Source organism: Corallococcus sp. RDP092CA, assembly GCF_041903675.1.
GTDB lineage: Bacteria > Myxococcota > Myxococcia > Myxococcales > Myxococcaceae > Corallococcus.
On record NZ_JAYESI010000038.1, the window covers coordinates 51,325 to 69,786 of the forward strand.

Sequence of the window (18,462 nt, forward strand, 5' to 3'; positions counted from 1 at the left end):
GTCAGGGCCTCGGGCCTGGCTCCACGGCCTCCGCGGGCGTGGGGGCGGGGGCGCCGAGCTGGCGGTCCATCGCCAGGTTCAACATCAGCACATTGATCCGGGGCTCGCCCAGCACGCCGAGCGTGCGGCCCTCCACGCGCGCTTGCACCAGCGCCTCCAGCCGCGCCGGCTCCACGCCGCGCGCCCTGGCCACGCGGGGCACCTGCCACAGCGCCGCCTCCGGCGACACGTGGGGATCCAGGCCGGAGCCCGTCGTGGAGACCAGCTCGCCGGGCACGGGCCCGGGGGCGTCCGGGTTCTCCTTGCGCAGCCGGTCCGCCTCCGCCACGGCGCGGTCGCGGAGCTTCTGGGAGGTGGGGCCCAGGTTGCTCCCACCCGAGGCCGCCCCGTCCCAGCCCGCACCCGCCGCTGACGGGCGCGGCTGGAAGTAGTCGGGCCGCGTGAAGCCCTGCCCGATGAGCTCGCTGCCCACCTCGCGGCCCCGGCCATCCCGCGCCAGCGACCCGTTGGCTTCATGGGGGAACAGCACCTGCGCCACGCCGGTGACGGCCAGGGGGTACAGCGCGCCCGTGAGGACCAGCGTGACGACGCTGGCGCGCAGGGCGGTGAAGAGCACGGAGACCATGGTGTCCGGGTTCCTTTCTCGCGGGCTCACGCCAGGCCCACGGTGGTGAGCACCACGTCGATGACCTTGATGCCCACGAACGGGACGATGACGCCGCCCACGCCGTAGAGCAGCAGGCTGCGGCGCAGGAGGGCCGCCGCGCCCAGCGGGCGGTAGCGCACGCCCCTCAGCGCCAGCGGGATGAGCGCCACGATGATGAGCGCGTTGAAGATGACGGCGGACAGGATGGCGCTGAAGGGCGACCTCAGCCCCATCACGTTGAGCGGGGCGATCTGCGGGAAGACGCCCATGAACAGCGCCGGGAGGATGGCGAAGTACTTCGCCACGTCGTTGGCGATGGAGAAGGTCGTCAGCGTGCCGCGCGTCATCAGCAACTGCTTGCCCACCTCCACCACCTCCAAGAGCTTGGTGGGGTTGGAGTCCAGGTCCACCATGTTGCCGGCCTCCTTCGCGGCCTGGGTGCCGGTGTTCATCGCCACGCCCACGTCCGCCTGGGCCAGCGCGGGCGCGTCGTTGGTGCCGTCGCCCGTCATGGCCACGAGCTTGCCCTTGCCCTGCTCCGCGCGGATGAGCGCGAGCTTGGCCTCCGGGGTGGCCTCCGCGAGGAAGTCGTCCACGCCGGCCTCCCGCGCGATGGCCGCCGCGGTGCGCGGGTTGTCGCCGGTGATCATCACCGTGCGGATGCCCATGGCGCGGAAGCGGTCGAAGCGCTCCTTGATGCCGCCCTTCACCACGTCCTTCAGGTGGATGATGCCCAGCACCCGCGCGCCGTCCGCCACGGCGAGCGGCGTGCCGCCCATGTCGCCGATGCGACCCGCCACCTGCGTCAGCGCCTCCGGCACCGCGCCGCCCTGCGCCTGCACGTGGCGGACGATGGCGTCCACCGCGCCCTTGCGGATGCCGCGCGGGCGCGGATCCACCAGGTCGCAGCCGCTCATGCGCGTCTGCGCGGTGAAGGGGACGAAGGTGGCCTGGTGCGCGCGCAGCTCGCGCGGACGCAGCTTGTACGTGTCCTTGACCAGCGTGACGACGGAGCGGCCCTCCGGGGTCTCGTCCGCGAGGCTCGCGAGCTGCGCGGCCTCCGCCAGCTCCTCCACGCGCACGCCCGGCATGGGCAGCAGCTCCGAGGCCATGCGGTTGCCCAGGGTGATGGTGCCCGTCTTGTCGAGCAGCAGCGTGTCCACGTCCCCCGCCGCCTCCACCGCGCGCCCGCTGAGCGCGAGCACGTTCTTGCGCAGCAGCCGGTCCATGCCGGCGATGCCGATGGCGCTCAGGAGGCCGCCGATGGTCGTGGGGATGAGGCACACCAGCAGCGCCACCACCGCCGTGCCGGACAGCGGCACGCCGGAGTACAGCGCCACGGGCACCAGCGTCACGCACGCCAGCAGGAACACCAGCGTCAGGCCCACCAGCAGGATGTGCAGGGCGATCTCGTTGGGCGTCTTCTTGCGCGCCGCGCCCTCCACCAGGCCGATCATCCGGTCGAGGAATGACTCGCCGGGGTCCACGCCGATGCGGATGACGATGCGGTCGGACAGCACCTTGGTGCCGCCGGTGACGGCCGAGCGGTCGCCGCCGGACTCGCGGATGACGGGGGCGGACTCGCCGGTGACGGCGGACTCGTCCACGCTGGCGATGCCCTCGATGACCTCCCCGTCGCCGGGGATGACGTCGCCGACCTCGCAGACCACGCGGTCGCCCTTGCGCAGGGCGGGGGCGCCCACGCGCTCCTCGCGGCCGTCGTCGGTGAGGCGGCGGGCCTGGGTGTCCTGGCGCATGCGGCGCAGCGCGCTCGCCTGGGCCTTGCCGCGCCCCTCCGCCACGGCCTCCGCGAAGTTGGCGAAGAGGACGGTGAACCACAGCCACAGCATCACCGACACGGTGAACCACATGGGCGCGCTGTCCGGCTGGCGGACCACCAGGTCCTTGAGGACGAACACGGTGGTGAGGAGGCTGCCGGCCCACACCACGAACATCACCGGGTTGCGGGCCACGTCGCGGGGGTGGAGCTTCTTGAGGCTCTCCCAGACGGCGGGCTTGAGCAGCGCCGGGTCGAGCAGCGACGCCTGCTGGTTGGCGGAGGCCATGGTCAGAACACCTTTCCGGCCGCGCCGAGGAAGTGCTCGACGACGGGGCCCAGGGACAGGACGGGGAAGAACGTCAGCGCGCCCACGATGACGACGACGCTCACGAGCAGGCCGGTGAAGAGGGCGCCCTGGGTGGGGAAGGTGCCCGGCCCGGGGGCCACGACCCTCTTGCCCACCAGCGACCCCGCGAGCGCCAGCACCGGCACCATCATCAGGAAGCGGCCAGCGAGCATGGCCATGCCCAGGCTGATGTTCCAGAACGGGGTGTTGGCGTTGAGGCCCGCGAAGGCGCTGCCGTTGTTGGCCACGCCGCTGGTGAACGCGTAGAGCAGCTCCGACAGGCCGTGGGGGCCCGCGTTGTTGAGGGACGACGTGCCCTGCGGGATCACGGCCGCCACGGCGGACAGGCCCAGGATGACCAGCGGGAAGATGAGCACGTAGAGCATGGCGAGCTTCATCTCTCGCGCTTCGATCTTCTTGCCGAGGAACTCCGGGGTGCGGCCCACCATCAGGCCCGCGATGAACACGGCGAGCACCGCCATCACGAGGATGCCGTAGAGGCCCGCGCCGACGCCGCCGAAGATGACCTCGCCCAGCTGCATGTTGACCAGGGGCACCAGGCCGCCCAGCGGCGTGAAGCTGTCATGCATGGCGTTGACCGCGCCGCACGACGCGTCGGTGGTGACGGTGGCGAACAGCGCGGAGGCCGCGACGCCGAAGCGCGTCTCCTTGCCCTCCAGGTTCCCGACCTGGGCGACGCTCGCGGGGGCGAGCGCGGGGTTGGGCTGGGACTCGGCGGCGTAGCTCACGGCGGCGCCGGCGAAGAAGAGGACGGACATGGCGGCGAAGAGGGCCCAGCCCTGCTTCGTGTCGCCGGTCATCTTCCCGTAGGTGTACGTGAGGCCCGCGGGCAGCGCGAAGATGAGCAGCAATTGAACGAGGTTGGTGAGCGGCGTGGGGTTTTCGAAGGGGTGGGCGCTGTTGGCGTTGAAGAAGCCGCCGCCGTTGGTGCCCAGCAGCTTGATGGCCTCCTGCGAGGCCACGGGGCCGAAGGCGAGCGTCTGCTTCGCGCCCTCCAGGGTGGAGACCTGGTGGTACGGCGCCAGGCTCTGGAGCACGCCCTGGGACACGAGGAACAGGGCGGCGACGAAGCTCAGGGGCACGAGCACGTAGAGGGTGCCTCGCACCAGGTCCACCCAGAAGTTGCCCAGCGTCTTGCGGCCCTCCGGGCCCGCGCGGCGGGTGAGGCCGCGCGCCAGGGCGAGCGCGACGCCCAGGCCCGCGGCCGCGGACGTGAAGTTCTGCCACGTCAGCCCCAGCATCTGGGTGGCGTAGCTCATGGTGGATTCGCCCGCGTAGGACTGCCAGTTGGTGTTGGCGGTGAAGCTGGCGGCGGTGTTGAAGGCGAGCTCCGGGCCCACGGCGGGCAGCCCCTGGGGGTTGAACGGGAGCACGTGCTGGAGCCGCTGGAGCGCGTAGACGCCCAGCGCGCCGAGCAGGCTGAAGGCAAGCAGGGAGGCGGTGTACTGGACCCACGTCTGCTCCTGCTCGCGGCTCACGCCGCACAGGCGCAGCAGGGCCCGCTCGATGGGCCCGAGCACGCGAGGCAGGGGTTGGGTGTCGGCCTCGAAGACGCGGAAGAGGTAGCGACCCACGGGCTTCGTGAGCGCGAGGACGAGCACGAAGAACAACAGGGTCTGGAGCCAGCCGATGAGGGTCATGGCGGAGTCCTAGAAGCGCTCGGGCTGGAGCAGGGCGTAGACGAGATAGGCGGACAGCAGCACCGCGAGCGCGATGCCAGCGACGTATTCGAAGGTCATGACGGGGGACTCCTCACAGGCGCTCGCAGCCGTGGGTGTAGGCCGCGCAGAGCGCGAAGAAACCGATGGTCACCAGGATGAGGACGAGGTCCATGGGTGAAAGCTCCACTTCGGGGTTCAGAAGGCGGCGACCGCGCCGACCGCGACCAGGGTCTGGTGTTGGCGCGGGAGGGGTGGCTGCCCTCCGCCGCGCGCCGGACCGTCGAAGACGTTCTGGGTCGAGTGGTCGTGGCGGGCCTCGGCCTTGAGGACGAGGTGTTCAGCGGGCTTCACTTCCAGGGTGAGCGTGCCCTCGGACAGGGTCTGCGCGGTGCCGCTGAGCAGGCCCTCCCGGTCGCGGTACACCTCCGCGCGCGCGGTCACGGCCACGGGCGCCGCGACCTGGACGCGCACGTTGGCGCCCGCCGCGTACCAGAGGGCGGCTGAGGTCCCCGGGCGGGCCTGCCGGCCCACGTCCGCGGTGACGGCGATGCTCACGGCGTCGGTGGCCTTCAGGGTGACGACGGTGTCCGCGAACAGGCGCAGGGCCTCCGTGTCGTCGGAGCCCTCGTTGCCCACGAAGGTGTTGAGGGACACGCCCAGCCGGTCGCTCGCGTAGGCGACCTGGGTGCCCAGGGCCTTGCCGCCGTTGTTGTCCCCGATGGTCTGCCAGCCATTGAGCAGGTGGAGCTGCGCGCTCCAGCGCGCATCGAAGCGCCAGGTGCCCTTGAGGCCTGTCTGGTAATAGGGCGAGAGCTCGCCCATCCACGAGCGGGTGTAGGTCCAGTTGAGCTGGGATTGGAAGGACTCGAAGCCGATGTGGCTGGGGTAGATGCCCGCCTCCAGGGTGAGCGGGCCGCGCGCGAAGGACAGCGAGGCCTGCTGCACGTAGCGCCAGACGTCCGGGCCGGTGGCGTCCGCCTCGGGCTCCGCGCGGTGCAGCACGTCGATGCCGGTGCCGAAGCCGAGCAGGACGCGGAAGCCCACGGGCTCCGGCGCCAGGTTCACGCCCAGCGACGCCAGGTTGACGGTGAGCTCGTCGTGCCGCCGGGCGGTGGTGCCGGTGCCCGGCAGGAAGCTCACGCCGCTGTCGGGGCGGTTGAGGTTGTAGGCGTAGCAGGCGTCCACGCCGCCCTCGACCTGGAGTCGGGAGAGCAGCGAGGTCACCTCGGGCGAGGCCTGGGTCAGCAGCAGGTGAAGCAGGTGGGGAGCGAGGTCGGGAGCCATACCGGGCTCCCTCCATGAGCATCCGCCGTACCGGAGACGGCCTCCGTCAGGCCCAGGCGTTCCGAGGGGTTGCGGGGGCCCTCCTCCCGCCCGGCTTGCAATGTGCACGAACCGGCTTCGCGCACCCCTGCGAGGTGAAAGGAGGCGGCGGCGTTACAGTGGAGGGCGGAGGTGGTGGGCGTGCATCCGTACCGGCGGAGCGAGCGCATCCCATGCTGACGAGGCGTGAGTGCCCCTCCAGCAAGCTCCCCGCTGGCGCTTCGAACGGATGGGTGACAGCCACGCCGCGCACATGGCTGTCTTCATCAGCGCAATCCTCCCGGGAGAAAGGATTGGTGGATGGAACAAGGAAGGTCCTGGCGTTCGCTGTTCTGGACCACGGCCATCAACCACCTGCCCCAGCCCACCCACTCACGGACTGTGGGACACGGACGAGTCGCAGTCCGAGGTGCACCTGCCCGAGCAGGCGACCTGCCCGGGGTACGAGTCCAGGATGGCGCACTCGGTGCCTCCCGTGCAGGACACGAGCTCGGTGCAGACCCTGGAATCATCCACGCAGCGGGCCTTCGACACGCCGTCCAGCTTGAGCACGAGGCAGGACAGGTTCTGGGGACACGGGGGCAGGTCCACGCCGCACTCCTGCGCCAGGTCCAGCGACTGCCCCTCCCGCAGCTTCAGCCGCCCCTGCCCTCCTGCGTCGTTCGACCCACAGGCCGCGAGGGTCATCACCGTCAGACAACCGCCCAGCATCCGCATCCAGCGCATCGTGGCTCCTTGGGAGACGTGAAGCCTCATGCCCGGAGCAAGGCGTGGACCAGGGGAGCGTCGCAGGGATTTCGCGCGCTTGGCGGCAGGAGGCGGCCTCGGAATTCTGATGGAGCCTCGAATCCCTGGCGGCTCACTCCGCGCGATGCGCGAGGAAGACCTTGTACTGGAGCGAGACGAAGAGCGGCTTCGGCGCCACGAAGCCTGCCCGCTCGAACAGCTCGAACAGGGCGGCGTCGGACGCGATGGGCTGCATCTTCGCCATGGCCTGACGCCGCGCCTCCAGCTTCTCCGGCGTCACGCCGTACGCCCTCAGCCGACAGGACTCCACGTTCGTCAGCTCGGGGTCCTGGCCGATGCGGCATCCCAGCACCAGGGGCGCTCCGGGCTTCAGCCTCCTCGCGACCTCCCGCAGCAATTCGACACGCGCCTCCTCGCCCTCCACGTGGTGCAGCACGCCCATCAGCTGCGCGCCGTCGAACCGTGGACCCTGCGGCAACGTGCGCAGCTCGCCTTCGTGCAGGTGCGTGCGCGCCAGCAGCCCTTCCGCCTCCAGGCGCTTGCGCGCGACCTCCAGCATCGCCCCGGAGGGCTCCACGCCAGTGAAGCGCCAGCCCGGCACGTTGAAGCGGTGATAGGGCAGCAGCTCCGCGCCCGTGCCCAGGCCCACGTGGAGCAGGGACGCCGTGTCCTGACCGTCCAGGTGGGCGGCCAGGGCACTGACGCCCAGCTCGTAGGCCGCCTGGTAGCCGGCGAGGTTCACCGCCGCCTGGGCGTCGTAGTGCGGCGCGCGGTCAGCGCCAAAGCCATGCACCGCTGCATGCGCGGAAGGGGCGTGGGTCATGATGCCCGGAAGATGCGTCCGCCCCTCGCTGAAGGACAGAGCGGGGATTCAGACGGAATCAGCGGATCTTTCGACGGCGGCCTACGCCTCCGGCACGAACCCGTCCCCCTCGCGCCGGAACACCGCGCCGACCGGCGCGTCCAGGATGGCGTCCAATTCCTTGCACCGCCCCAGCAACGACCGCAGCGGGACGATGACCGCGTTGGCCCTGTCCTTCATGTACTCCTCGGTCTCCAGGCCCGAGGTGAAGAGCCAGCCGCTGTCCTCCTCCGCCGCGGGCTTCGAGCGCTCCGCGAAGCGGATGGGCTCCCCACCCTCCGCGATGTAACGCGTGACGAGCGCCTTGCGCTGACGCAGCCGGAGGCGCCGTATCAGCTGCTGCCGCTCCTCCGTGCCCAGCTCCACCCGGACGCGCACCGTCCGCCCTTCCGCGTCCAGGTGCCGGCTCACCGTGAAGATGCCGTCCCCCCAGCGGTTTCCACACCCCACCACGCGCGCGCCGTCGAGCACGAGCGAGGCCGCGTCCTCCTCGCTGGCGCGCAACGCGGCGTTCAGCTTCTCCAGGTTGCAGTGCGGCCGGTAGTCCACGCCCACCGCGAGCCCTTCCTGCTCGATGCGCTCCTGCAGCGGCGTGGCCTTCTCCCCCACCCGCTCCATGGGCAGGTCCTTCCACCCATACAGCCCGTCGCCCAGGTCGCTCGCGCCCAGCTCCTTCGCGAGCCCCCGCGCGTCCGGGCCGTGAAACACATAATCCGCCAGCCCGTCCTCCGGCTCCCACATGCGGAACCGTCCCATCGGGCCCAGCCCGGTGAACAACAACTGACCGTGGTCCACCATCACCCCGGCCACCTGCTCCGACCGGACCACCTCCGCCTGCTCGTCCACGACGATGTCGATGGACCGCCAACGCCCGCCGAACTCTCCCGGCGGCATGGGCACTCCCAGCACCTTCACCCCCCGGCCCACGGGCAGGTCCCCCGCCACCACCGCCCACAGGCCGTTGTACTTCACGACCCCCAATCCCTTTCCATGCTCCAGCGCGAGCCGCGCCCGCTCCGTGTGCGGGAGCCGCGCCGACAACACCTCCGCGCGCGCGTCGAAGCCCCGCTCCCGGGCGAACGACGCGAAGTGCGCCGCCGCGTCCGCCGGATCCGCCCGGTCGAAGAGGAAGCGCGGGTCGAACTCCCGGTCGTAGGCCCGGCCCGCCGCGTCCGCGTCCGGCCCGGTGATGCGCAGGTCATGCGCCGGCGGGTCCTTCTTCCGGGGCGACGCCGGCTCCGCGTCGTGCCGCCAGAAGCGCCCCAGGCCGGGGTCCAGGATGAGCAACACCCCCTCCGGCAGGTCGATGTCTCCCAACGCCACGGGCTTCGGTGTCTTCGCGGTTCGCGCCATGGACAGGACCCTACGCGACCGGGCGCCCCCTCGCGACGTGCCTCATGACGAGCTGCCGGCCAGGCCCCCGCCCGGGCGGGGTGGCCTCGAACGCTGACGCCCCGAGGCATGGCGCGGGCCTATGCTCTCGCGCCATGCCGTCCCATCCCTATGTCGTGAGGCCCGTGCAGTCCCGCGAGGAGCTGGAGCAGGTGCTCGCCCTCCAGCGCCGCAACCTCGCGCCCGCGCTGCCCCCAGCGGAGCAGCAGGCCCAGGGCTTCGTCACCGTCCAGCATGACCTGCCCACGCTGGAGCGCATGCACGCGCTCAGCCCCAGCATCGTGGCCGTGCTGGGCTCCGAGGTGGTGGCTTACGCGCTGGTGATGCCCCGCGAGTGCCGCCCGTGGCTCCCCATCCTGGAGCCGATGTTCGCGCTCCTGGAGGGGCTCGAACACCGGGGCCGGCCGCTCAAGGACCAGCGCTTCTACGTGATGGGGCAGGTGTGCGTGGACAAGGCCCACCGGGGGAAGGGCCTGTTCGACGCGCTCTACCACCAGCACCGCGAACAGCTTCGCTCACGCTTCGACTGCGTCGTGACCGAGGTCTCGGTGCGCAACCCCCGCTCCCTGCGCGCGCACGCGCGGGTCGGGTTCGAGACCGTCCACACCTACCGCGACGCCAGCGACACCTGGGCCGTGGTGCTCTGGGACTGGGGCGCGGCCACGTCGCGCTGAAGCACGCTGTCCACGCTCACCGCGGGCGTCGGCCGGTTCGCCATCCGCTTGTGGTGCATGCCGGACAGCTTCAGCGCCAGCTCCGGCCCCGTGACGCCCTTGGGGATGTAGCCGTCCGCGCCGGACGCGCGCACCAGCTCGCGCAGCCGCGACTCGTCCATGGACGAGTACAGGATGAACAGCGTGTCCGGACCCGCGAACTGACGCACCACGCCCAGGATGCGATCGCCGCTCAGCGCGGGGATGTTCACGTCCAGGAGCACGATGTCCGGCTGCTCGGTCCGCAGCAGGTTGGCCACACCCAGCGCCGCGCGCGTCGTGACCACATCGAAGCCGTAGCGGCTGATGGACCGCTCCACCAGCTCCAGCACGAGTGGGTCATCATCCACCACAAGCGCCTTCAACTTGCCTTCTGCCATCGCGTCTCCGCCTTTCAGCACCTCGGGGGAAAGGTCTGAAGTGCATTACGTCCAGGTATGCTGTGCAATATACGTCATAACTGTATTCGTGCACAATGCCCCTAGGCCTGAAGACCTGGGAGACCTGTACTCCGAGTACGAATGTCGGGTTTCCATGGCACGCGAAGACAGCCCACCGCACCTCTGCTCACTGGGGCAACTCCGACCTGTGCGAGTTACGCACAGTGAAAACCTGGGGCCTCCAGAAGCGTGGGAAACCGGACATTACGGCGCTCGTTCGGCGTCTGGCCCCCGGGGTGATGGAGGGCGCTCGGGGGCTTCACGCAAAGCCGTGCGCGGGTGCGCAGGCCGAGGCAGCTTTGGGGGATGGCTTCGGGAACCCCTGTCGACCCTGACTTCGATCTGCTGGTGGCGGTCCTGCCTCCGCCGCTCCAGGCGGCGGTGCGGACGCTGCCCCAGGCGGAGCTGCTGGAAGTGGTGATGGACCTGGGGCGGGCTCCGGAGGCGCGGCTGGTGCACGGCGTGGCGCGGCTGGCGGAGGCGCCGGTGGAGCAGGAGGCGCTCCAGGCGGTGCTCTCCCGCGTGGGCGAGGTGGGCGGCGACAACCGCGCGGGCATCGAGCGCACGCTCCACCGCGTCTCGGTCATCCGCAACCGTCAGGGCCGCGTGGTGGGGCTCACGCTTCGCGTGGGGCGCGCCATCCAGGGCACCATCGACATGCTGCGCGACCTGGTGGAGTCCGGGCGCAACCTGCTGCTGCTCGGGCGGCCCGGCGTGGGCAAGACGACGAAGCTGCGCGAGGTGGCGCGCGTGCTCGCGGACACGCTGGGCAAGCGCGTGATGGTGGTGGACACGTCCAACGAGATTGGCGGCGACGGGGACATCCCGCACCCGGGCATCGGCGGCGCGCGGCGCATGCAGGTGAGCCGGCCGGACCGCCAGCACGACGTGATGATCGAGGCGGTGGAGAACCACATGCCCGAGGCCATCGTGGTGGACGAGATCGGCACCGCCGCGGAGGCCGCCGCCGCGCGCACCATCGCGGAGCGCGGCGTGCAGTTGGTGGCCACGGCGCACGGCAACACGCTGGAGAACCTGGTGTTGAACCCCACGCTGTCCGACCTGGTGGGCGGCGTGCAGACCGTCACGCTGAGCGACGACGAGGCCCGGCGCCGGGGCACGCAGAAGACCATCACGGAGCGCAAGGGCACGCCCACGTTCGACATCGTGGTGGAGATGGTGAGCCGCGACGAGGTGCGCGTGCACCGCGACACGGGCGGCGCGGTGGACCGGCTGCTCACGGGCGCGGAGGTGGGCGGTGAGAAGCGGCGGCAGCAGGGCGGCGCCGTGCACGTGGAGGCCGCGCCGGAGGTGGTGGAGGCCACTCCGCCGGGAGGCCACGTGCCCCGGGGGACGCCCGCGCTGGGAGCGCCCCGTCCCGGCCTCACGCGCATCGCCGCGCACTCGGTGAGCCGCGAGCTGCTGGAGCGCGTGCTGCGGGACCTGCCGGTGGAGGCCGTGGTGGTGGGCCGACCGGAGAACGCGGAGGTGGTGCTCACGCTGCGGAGCCGCGCGAACTCTCCTCGCCTGCGACGCGCGGCGGAGCGCGTGGGCGCGCGGGTGCTGGCCATCAAGCGCAACAGCGCCACGGAGATCCGCCGCGCGCTGCGCACGGAGTTCCACCTGCTGGAGGGCGTGGATCCCGCGGACGTGCACGCCGCGGTCGCGGACGCGGAGGAGGGCATCCGGCGGGTGCTCGAGGAGGGCATCCACCTGCCGCTCGCGCCGCGCCCGTCGCGCCTGCGGAAGCTGCAGCACACCCTGGTCGTCAAGAACCACCTGGAGGCCGTGAGCGTGGGCAGCGAGCCCCTGCGCCACCTGGTCATCTACCCGCTGGGCACCGTCCTGCCAGAGGTGTCCGACAGCGCGCCGGAGGACGTGGACGCGCCAGCGCTGGAGGATGACGACCTGGAAGAGGATGCGCTGTCCGCGGACGAAGCGCTGGGTGATGACGAGGGCGCGGATCCGGAAGCCCCTGCTCCGGCAGAAGGCGACTCCGAACCCTCTCGGACCTGAGCCCGCCTCCTCCTCCGGAGGCGGACCGCGCGAACCGGTCCGACTGTCGGACAGGGTTGGGCCCGGTGCTGGGAGGAAGGTGGCTCGCACGAACCGGCCCGACTGTCGGACAGGGCTGGGCCCGGTGCTGGGAGGAAGGTGGCTCGCACGAACCGGCCCGACTGTCGGACAGGGTTGGAGCATGGCCGGTGCGAGGCAGACAGCCTGAACCGGTCCGACTGTCGGACAGGTCTGGACTGGTCCGGTCGGAGGCGGCTCCTGCGAACCTGTCCGACTGTCGGACAGGTTTGGAACGGTCCGGTCGGAGGCGGCTCCTGCGAACCTGTCCGACTGTCGGACAGGTTTGGAACGGTCGGGCCCGGACAGGGCCGCCCTTCAGTGCGCAGCGTGCTGCACACGCAGGCTGGGGTCATGGGCGCCCCTTTCCCTGGGGATTCGCGGGGTTGAGAGGGGCATGACGGTTGCTGAAGGCCCTGGGCACGGTCCCTCGCGATGGCGCGGGGGAGCCGCACCCGTCTTTCCGGAGCCCTTCATGCGCCGCATCGCCTGCCTTGCCCTCGCCGCCCTTGCCACCACCGCCTGCGGGGACAACCTGCCCACGAAGGAGGAGATCGACGACGCGACGGCCCGCGTGGAGCGCCTCGCGGCCTCCACGCACCAGGTGCGCGGCGCGCTGGAGCTGCTGGGCCTGATGCCCGTCTATACGTGCGGCGAGCCCCGGCGCTCGTTCCTGAACCACGCCGTGGAGGGGCTGTCCTCCACGGTGGCCTGCGCGACCGCCCGCGTGGAGGCCGTGGACGCCGTCACCGACGCCGTCGTCGTGTCCTTCCCCTCCAGCGGCTGTGACGTGCACGGCCTGCGCTTCACCGGGCGCGCGGTGCTGGCGTACCGCGGCGGCGAGGACCTGATGGAGATGAGCGCGGACCTGCGCGAGCTGGCCGTGGACGGACGGGCGCTCCAGGCCAAGGTCGGCTACGGCACCTGCTCGGACGAGACGCGCCTGTTCGCGGACGTCGAGGGCCAGGTGCCGGGCCGCGAGGAGCACACCTTTCACATCAACAGCAGCGTGGGCAAACGCGACGGGCTGCCCATCATCGGCGGCACGACGCTCGTGTTCGACGGTCCGGGCGAGCTGACGGGACCGAACGGCACGGACCGCATCACGCTCACGTCGCTGCTCTACGAGGTGGGCAACTACCTGCCCAAGGAAGGCACGGCCCTCGTGGAGACCGCGAACGGGCACCGCCTGGGCCTCGCGTTCCAGCCCGTGCTGTGGCGCGTGGGCAAGGTGGAGGTCACCTTGGACGACAAGGACCCGGTGACCGTGCCCGTCGTGCGCTGAGGCCTACTCCTGGAAGGACCGGGTGAGCCGGGCGATGGCGCCCGGCAGCCCGCGCACGCGCAGCCGGCTGCCCGTCTCGTCATAGGCCTGGGAGACCACGGTGGTGTGCTCGTACACCTCGCCGATGCGGGCCTGCCGCGCGTAGGGGATCACCAGGTCCGCCTCCACCATGGAGGCCTCGAAGAAGGCGATGATCTCCCGGCGCAGCAGGGCCACGTCGTCCGGCCGGTGCGCGGACAGGAAGATGGCTTCGGGGTGCTCGGCCCGGAGCGCGTCCTGGGCCGCCGCGTCCAGCCGGTCCACCTTGTTGAAGAGCAGCTTGCCCGGCACGACGTCCGCGCCAATCTCGCGGAGCACCGTGCGGGTGACCTCCAGCTGCGCGGCCCAGGTGGGGTCGGACGCGTCCACCACGTAGAGCAGCAGTGAGGCCTCCAGCGCCTCGTCCAGCGTGGAGCGGAAGGACGCCACCAGGTCGTGCGGCAGCTTCTGGATGAAGCCCACCGTGTCCGAGACGAGGATGCGCGGCCGGGTCTCCGGCTGCATCGCGCGCACCGTCGTGTCGAGCGTGGCGAAGAGCTGATCCGCCACCAGCACCGCGCTGCCCGTCAGCGCGCGCATCAGCGACGACTTGCCCGCGTTCGTGTAGCCCACCAGCGCCACGCGCAGCTGGTCGCGGCGCGCGTAGCGGCGCTGGTCCTGGTCCTTCTGGATGGCGGCCAGCCCCTCGCGCAGCTCCGCCAGCCGGTCGCGGATGCGGCGGCGGTCCAGCTCCAGCGCGGAGTCACCGGAGCCTCGGCCCTGCTGGCGCTCGCGGCCGCCTGGGGCTTCGCGCAGGCGCGGGGCCAGGTAGTTGAGCCGGGCGATCTCCACCTGCATGCGCGCCTCGTGGCTCTTGGCGTGCCGGTGGAAGATGTCCACGATGACGCCCGCGCGGTCCAGCACCTGCACGCCCGTGGCGCGCTCCAGGTTGCGCAGCTGGCTGGGGGACAGCTCGTGGTCCACGACCACCGCCGTGGGCCTGGGGCCGGGCTCGATGGCGGTGGGCGCCGAGTCCGCGTCCAGCGCCATGTCCGCGTCCGGGAGGTCGTCGTCGGCCTCGTCGGGCGCGGCCTCCGCGTCCGCGTCACCGGGAGCGCTCGGGGCGTCGAGGGCGTCGTCCTCGGCCCCGGCTTCGGCCTCCCACTTCTCCCGGGCCTTCGATGTCTTGCCTTGGGCGCCCGAGGGAATGACGCCCGAGCCGCCGGTGAGCGCGGCCAGCTCCTTGAGCTTTCCGGAGCCGAGCACCGTGCCGGTGGCCAGCCGCTGGCGGCGCTGGGACACGGTCGCCACCGCGTCGAAGCCCAGCGTGTGCACCAGCCGCTTCAGCTCCGCGAGGTCCGCGGCATGCGCCTCGTCCGTCACCCCGGGAAGCTGGACACCGACGAGGACGGCGCGCGGGCGCTCGGGAAGGGTTTTCGCCATGCCTGGCTCGTAACACGTCGGGCGCCCGGATGAGCGGGCGGGTGGGCTCGTTCGCGGGCCCTGCTCGGGCTCCAGGGGGGCGGCGGGTGGCCAGCCGCTGCTCGACGCTCGCGACGGAGAGGACCGGGGCACGCGTTCGTGCGACGGTAGGCATGCGAAGAAGCGCGTCCACTCCGATGCCCGCCGAGACCCCATGACGCCCCTGCGTGGTGATGTCGCCGTCCTGCTGGAGAACGCCCCTCCAAAGCGCCAGGCGCTGGCAGAGGCCGCGTTCGTGTTCTTCGCGGTGCTGGGTCCGTCGTCGGTGGCCCGGCTGGGCCGGGGCGCCGCCGTGGCCGTGGAGCTGGCGCTGCTGGCGTGGGGGCTGATGCTCCTGCGGCCCTGGGAGTCCTCGCGCCGGGGCGCGTGGTGGGGCGTGCTGGGCCTGGTGGTGGCGCTGTCGGGCGCGGGCGCGGGCGCGTGGGTGGCGTCGGACGCGGAGATGGCGAAGGGCTTCTCGCTGTCCATGGCGCCGCTGGTGGTCCGGGCGCTGGGCATGTGCCTGCTGGTGGCGGTGCTGTTGTGGCGCGACGGCCAGGGTCCCGCGCAGGTGGGGCTGGTGCGCGAGGGCTGGGCGCGCGAGCTGCTGCTGGGCGGGGGGGTGCTGGTGGGGACGTACGCGGTGCACCTGGCGGCGTCCGTGCCGCTGGCGGCGGTCGCGGTGGCGTTGAAGCTGGCGGGCCAGGAGCTGGCGGCGCGCAAGGGCGTGGCGGCGGCGCTGCTGGACACGGGGCTGGGCATCCCGGCCTTCGCGGCCATCATGGTGGTGGTGACGGGCTTCGAGGAGTTCGTCTTCCGGGGCTTCCTGGTGCCCCGGCTGAAGGTGGTGCTGGGAGGCTGGGTGCCGGCGGTGCTGGGCGCGGCGGCGCTCTTCTCCGTGGGGCACTTCTACGAGGGCACGCTGGCCGTCTTCCAGACGTTCGTGATGGGCGCCTGGTTCGGCTTCGTCCTCTGGTACCGGGGGCGGCTGCTGCCGCTCATCGTGGCCCACGCCGCCTTCAACACCATCAGCTTCGCGCTGATGCTCTGGCTGTCGCGCTCCGGCCTGCTGGAGAAGCTGCCGCCCCTCTGAGGTGAGGAGCGGCATGACCCATCGATTGGTTCTTGCAGCGACTTAGTCGAGGAACCCCACGCACGCGCTCGCGTCAGGCCTGGGGCGCCTGGGTCTGCGCGGAGCGCCGCCGCAGCCAGTTGCGCAGGAAGGCCTTCACCTCCGGATGCTGCGACTGACGGAAGTGGTCCGGCGGGCCGTACTCCACCACGCGCCCCTCGTGCATCAGCGCCAGGTTGTCCGCCATGCCGAAGGCGGACGCCACGTCCGGCGTGATCACCAGCGACGTGGCGCCCAGCTGCTGCTTGCCCGTGGTGATGATCTCGTTCACCGCCGCCGTGGTGAGCGGATCCAGGCCCGCCGTGGGGTCGTCGTAGAGGAGGATCTTCGGCTGGAGGATGGTCGCGCGCGCGAAGCCCACGCGCTTCTGCATGCCGCCGGACAGCTCTCCCGGGAAGCGCGTCGCCGCGTGCGACAGCCCCACCTTCTCCAGCGTCTCGTTCACCGTCTTCGTGATGTCCGGCTCGGACATCTTCGTGCGCTCGCGCAGCGGGAACGCCACGTTGTCGAAGACGTTCTGCGAGTCGAACAGCGCGTTCGCCTGGAAGAGGATGCCCAGCTTGCGGCGCATCTGGTTGAGCTCGGGCTCGTTCATCTTCGCCACCTCCGCGCCCTCCACCAGCACCACGCCCCGGTCCGGCCGCATCAGGCCCATGATGTGCTTCATCAGCACCGTCTTGCCCGAACCCGACACGCCCATCAGCACGCAGGTCGTGCCCTCCGGCACCACCAGGTCCACGCCCCGCAGCGCCGCCTGCCCGCCAAACGACTTGTGCAGGTCCCGCACCTCGAGGGTCAGCTTCGGCGCCGGCGCCTGGCTCGCGTCACTCATCGCCCCGGCACCCTAGTGCGAGCCCTCCCGCCACGCGAGGCCTCCCGCCATGCGGCGGTGCCTGCCCGCCTATCCCGCCACCACCGGCAGCGACAGGCCGAAGCACGTGCCGGTCCTCGACGTGGAGACCACCTCCAGCGTGCCGCCATGCGCCTCCGCGATGCGCCGCGAGAGGAACAACCCCAGCCCCAGGCCCGAGGAGCCCGCCCCCCGCGCGAAGCGCTCGAAGAGCGTGGGCAGCTGCTCGGCCGGGATGCCCGTCCCCTGGTCGCACACCGTCACCTCCACCCACTCCCCCTCCGGACGCGGCCGCGTTCGCAGCGCCACGTCCACGGGCCGCCCCGGCGGCGAGTACCTGTGCGCGTTCGCCACCAGGTTCTCCAGCACCTGCCGCACGCGGGCGGGGTCCGCCACCGCCACCAGCTCCTCGGGCCCCTCCACACGCACCGGGCGCTCCGGCGTGGTCGCGGTGGCGGCAAGCTCCCGTGCCAGCCCCGCCAGGTCCACCCACTGGAGACGCAGGCTGAAGAGCCCCTGGTCCAGCCGCCCCACGTCCAGCAGGTCGTTGATGAGCCGGGTGAGGGAGCGCAGCGACTGGGTCGCGCCCTCCGCGTCCCGGTGGTCCTCCACGTCCTGCTGCCGCTCCGCCCGCCGCTGGATGAGCAGGAGGCGGGCCTCCAGGGGCCGCAGGTGGTTGGCCATGTCGTGCGCGAGCACGGTGATGAGCTCCTCGGCGGCCTTGCGGCGCGCCTGCTTCACGGCCAGCTTCGTCAGCTCCTGCACCAGCTCCACCCGGTGGACCATCATGCCCACGCAGCGCGCCATCGCCTGGAGGAAGCGCAGGTCGTGCTCGGTGAAGAAGTCCTCGCGCGCCGACGCGACGTTGACGACGCCGCGGACCTCCATCCCGATGGGCAGGGGGACCATCAGGACGGAGCGCACCCCCAGCCGGTGCTTGATCCCCGGCAGCTCCTCCGGGTCGTCCATCAGGCGGCCGGAGCTGAACGGCTGCTCCGTCTCGTACACCTGGACGGCGCGGCCGCCGTTGGCCAGCTGGAGCCGGTCCAGCCCCAGCGACTTCTCCATGCGGGCCATGGGCGTGTCGCTCGCGCCCAGCGCGACCAGGCACTGGGTGCCATGGTCGATGACGAAGACGTCCACCTTGTCCGCGTTCAGCAGCTCCGAGATGAGCTGCCCCGCGAAGTCCAGCGTGGGCCGCAGCTCCGCGGCGGGGTGCGCCAGCAGCTGCTCCAGCGCCCGCAGCCGCAGCTCCGCCCAGGCCCCCCCGTCCGGTCCTGCCTTCGCGTCGCCCATGCGCCAACAGTGGGGACGCCCGCCGCCCGGAGCCACCGCGCCGGGGGACTCCCCCGGTCAGCGCGCCGTGGACGACGCCCGCTCCCCCGCCCGGGACTCAAGCACCCACACCCTGCCGCCGCTGGCGCGGAGCATCTGGCCGTGGCGCCACCCACCCTCCGGGCCCGCGAGGAGCGCGCCGGGCGCGGCGAGGCCCTCTGGCGTGCCCGGCCGCTCCAGTGGGGCAGCGCGTCTCCAGGTCCGCGAAGCGGCGGACCTCGGGCGCGGCGCGCGGGTGCCGCGCCCTGAGCCTTGTATGAACTCCACCAGCCTGACGGTTCCGGTATAGAGCGGGGCCGGAAGGTACCGGGAGAGGGTCGCCGTGTTCGCCTTGGGGCTACGTCCTCGGGACTGAGATTGGCGCCCTCGACCGGTGT

The 18,462-nt window shown here is 71.8% G+C and carries 16 protein-coding genes; 4 read left to right on the forward strand and 12 right to left on the reverse strand.

Annotated elements, in window-relative coordinates; genetic code table 11:
- Position 1 precedes the first annotated feature (1 nt).
- From kdpC to U8525_RS29955, 8 genes are all read right to left on the reverse strand, one after another.
- Positions 2-625: a potassium-transporting ATPase subunit KdpC gene (gene kdpC, locus U8525_RS29920; protein WP_374270109.1), complete on the reverse strand. Its 624-nt coding sequence runs from the start codon at positions 623-625 to the stop codon at positions 2-4.
- 26 nt (positions 626-651) lie between these two features.
- Positions 652-2,712: a potassium-transporting ATPase subunit KdpB gene (gene kdpB / locus U8525_RS29925; RefSeq protein ID WP_374270110.1), complete on the reverse strand. Its 2,061-nt coding sequence runs from the start codon at positions 2,710-2,712 to the stop codon at positions 652-654.
- A 2-nt stretch (positions 2,713-2,714) separates the two neighbouring features.
- Positions 2,715-4,433 carry a potassium-transporting ATPase subunit KdpA gene (gene kdpA / locus U8525_RS29930; protein WP_374270111.1) on the reverse strand — a complete coding sequence of 573 codons (1,719 nt, stop codon included), beginning with the start codon at positions 4,431-4,433 and terminating at the stop codon, positions 2,715-2,717.
- Between the two features lie 9 nt (positions 4,434-4,442).
- Positions 4,443-4,532, reverse strand: coding sequence for a K(+)-transporting ATPase subunit F (gene kdpF, locus U8525_RS29935; RefSeq protein ID WP_207054042.1), 90 nt, complete (start codon positions 4,530-4,532; stop codon positions 4,443-4,445).
- A gap of 117 nt (positions 4,533-4,649) precedes the next feature.
- Positions 4,650-5,738, reverse strand: a complete 1,089-nt coding sequence (locus U8525_RS29940; RefSeq protein ID WP_374270112.1) for an outer membrane beta-barrel protein — start codon at positions 5,736-5,738, stop codon at positions 4,650-4,652.
- Between the two features lie 411 nt (positions 5,739-6,149).
- Positions 6,150-6,503 carry a hypothetical protein gene (locus U8525_RS29945; protein ID WP_374270113.1) on the reverse strand — a complete coding sequence of 118 codons (354 nt, stop codon included), beginning with the start codon at positions 6,501-6,503 and terminating at the stop codon, positions 6,150-6,152.
- Positions 6,504-6,636: 133 nt separating this feature from the next.
- Positions 6,637-7,347 carry a class I SAM-dependent methyltransferase gene (locus U8525_RS29950; protein WP_374270114.1) on the reverse strand — a complete coding sequence of 237 codons (711 nt, stop codon included), beginning with the start codon at positions 7,345-7,347 and terminating at the stop codon, positions 6,637-6,639.
- A gap of 81 nt (positions 7,348-7,428) precedes the next feature.
- Positions 7,429-8,739 carry a DUF2185 domain-containing protein gene (locus tag U8525_RS29955; RefSeq protein WP_374270115.1) on the reverse strand — a complete coding sequence of 437 codons (1,311 nt, stop codon included), beginning with the start codon at positions 8,737-8,739 and terminating at the stop codon, positions 7,429-7,431.
- A 134-nt stretch (positions 8,740-8,873) separates the two neighbouring features.
- On the opposite strand from U8525_RS29955, the gene U8525_RS29960 reads away from it, so the two are divergent.
- Positions 8,874-9,452 (forward strand): N-acetyltransferase family protein, encoded by a 579-nt coding sequence (locus tag U8525_RS29960; RefSeq protein WP_374270116.1) that lies wholly within the window; start codon positions 8,874-8,876, stop codon positions 9,450-9,452.
- On the opposite strand, the gene U8525_RS29965 is transcribed toward U8525_RS29960, so the two are convergent.
- A complete protein-coding gene (locus U8525_RS29965; protein ID WP_374270117.1) occupies positions 9,386-9,841 on the reverse strand; it encodes a response regulator in 456 nt (151 codons plus the stop codon). The two genes, U8525_RS29960 and U8525_RS29965, sit on opposite strands and share 67 nt — an antisense overlap.
- A gap of 396 nt (positions 9,842-10,237) precedes the next feature.
- On the opposite strand from U8525_RS29965, the gene U8525_RS29970 reads away from it, so the two are divergent.
- Together U8525_RS29970 and U8525_RS29975 are read left to right on the forward strand one after the other, a co-directional pair.
- The gene (locus U8525_RS29970) at positions 10,238-11,947 is read left to right on the forward strand and encodes a R3H domain-containing nucleic acid-binding protein (RefSeq protein WP_374270118.1); all 1,710 of its coding nucleotides are present in this window, start codon (positions 10,238-10,240) and stop codon (positions 11,945-11,947) included.
- Between the two features lie 532 nt (positions 11,948-12,479).
- Positions 12,480-13,289, forward strand: coding sequence for a hypothetical protein (locus U8525_RS29975; protein ID WP_374270119.1), 810 nt, complete (start codon positions 12,480-12,482; stop codon positions 13,287-13,289).
- Positions 13,290-13,292: 3 nt separating this feature from the next.
- Here U8525_RS29975 and hflX read toward each other — a convergent pair whose 3' ends face one another.
- On the reverse strand, positions 13,293-14,750 hold the full coding sequence (hflX, locus tag U8525_RS29980) for a GTPase HflX (RefSeq protein WP_374270120.1): 1,458 nt from the start codon (positions 14,748-14,750) through the stop codon (positions 13,293-13,295).
- A 193-nt stretch (positions 14,751-14,943) separates the two neighbouring features.
- On the opposite strand from hflX, the gene U8525_RS29985 reads away from it, so the two are divergent.
- On the forward strand, positions 14,944-15,861 hold the full coding sequence (locus U8525_RS29985) for a lysostaphin resistance A-like protein (protein WP_374270121.1): 918 nt from the start codon (positions 14,944-14,946) through the stop codon (positions 15,859-15,861).
- Positions 15,862-15,934: 73 nt separating this feature from the next.
- Here the strand turns inward: U8525_RS29985 and U8525_RS29990 are convergent, their stop codons facing one another.
- Both U8525_RS29990 and U8525_RS29995 read right to left on the reverse strand, forming a co-directional pair.
- Entirely contained in the window at positions 15,935-16,732 is a 798-nt protein-coding gene (locus U8525_RS29990; protein WP_374270122.1) for an ABC transporter ATP-binding protein, read from the reverse strand.
- Positions 16,733-16,801: 69 nt separating this feature from the next.
- Positions 16,802-18,046, reverse strand: coding sequence for an ATP-binding protein (locus U8525_RS29995; RefSeq protein ID WP_374270123.1), 1,245 nt, complete (start codon positions 18,044-18,046; stop codon positions 16,802-16,804).
- Positions 18,047-18,462: the final 416 nt, after the last annotated feature.